Here is a 1,260-nt window from a genome sequence, read left to right on the forward strand (position 1 = left end):
CCGCTCTATGTCCCTCTGGTCGGTGCGCTTGGGTTCGACCTGATCTGGTACGGCATCCTCTACACAATCACGACCCAGATCGCATACATGACACCGCCATTTGGCTATAACCTTTTCCTGATGCGCGCGATGGCCCCACCCGAGATTGCCCTGCGCGACATCTACTCCTCGATTACCCCATTTGTGCTTGTGATGGCCCTCGCGCTTGCGCTGGTCATGAGCTTCCCGGAGCTCGCCACATGGCTTCCAAATTACGTTTACGGGAAATGAATTCATAAGCCGGGCCAACCGGCACCAACCAACTAGGAGTAAAACTATGACAACAAGACGTAAGTTTATCCAAGGTGCCGCCATCGCTGCACCGGCGGCGACACTGGCGGCCCCGGCGCTGGCGCAAAGCACGATCAAGTGGCGGATGCAGACCTATGCCGGCGCGGCACTGGCGGCCGAGGTGATCGACCCGGCGATCAAGATGTTCAACGACATCGCGGGCGACCGCATGCAGATCGAGCTGTTCTATGCCGATCAGCTCGTGCCCACGGGCGAGCTGTTCCAAGCCATGCAACGCGGCACGATCGACGCCGTGCAATCGGATGATGACTCGATGGCTTCGCCCACCGAAGTCACCGTGTTTGGCGGCTACTTCCCCTTTGGGTCGCGCTATTCGCTCGACGTCCCGGTCCTCTTCAACCGCTACGGTCTGAATGAAATCTGGGCCGAGGAATACGCGGCTGTTGGCGTGAAACACGTCAGCGCCGGTGCTTGGGACCCCTGCCACTTTGCCACAAAGGACCCGATCCGCAGCCTGGAAGACCTGAAAGGCAAGCGGATCTTCACCTTCCCCACCGCCGGGCGCTTCCTGAGCCAGTTCGGCGTCGTGCCCGTGAACCTGCCATGGGAAGATATCGAGGTCGCTGTGCAGACGGGCGAGCTGGACGGCATCGCATGGTCGGGCATCACCGAAGATTACACTGTGGGCTGGGCAGACGTGACCAACTACTTCCTGACCAACAACATCTCGGGCGCGTGGATCGGCCACTTCTTTGCCAACATGGATCGCTGGAACGAACTGCCAGAAGACCTGCAGAAGCTGTTCCAAGTGTGCTGTGAACAGTCCCACTACTACCGCCAGCACTGGTACTGGGGGGGCGAAGCCGATCTGCGTGTGAACGGCACCAAGCTGGAGCTGACCACGATCCCGGACGAAGAATGGGCGCAGGTCGAGAATGCCGCACAGGACTTCTGGGAAGAGATCGCCGC

General features: G+C 59.9%; 2 protein-coding genes. Both read left to right on the plus strand.

Translation table 11 applies throughout. The annotated features are described in order from the left end of the window. On the plus strand, window positions 1-270 hold a 270-nt coding region (locus tag AC6RA8_RS06700; RefSeq protein WP_500351439.1), incomplete at its 5' end, for a TRAP transporter large permease subunit. A gap of 46 nt (window positions 271-316) precedes the next feature. Next, a partial coding sequence (locus AC6RA8_RS06705; RefSeq protein WP_500351441.1) for a TRAP transporter substrate-binding protein occupies window positions 317-1,260 on the plus strand: 944 nt, incomplete at its 3' end.

It is taken from the genome of Tateyamaria sp. (assembly GCF_059783535.1).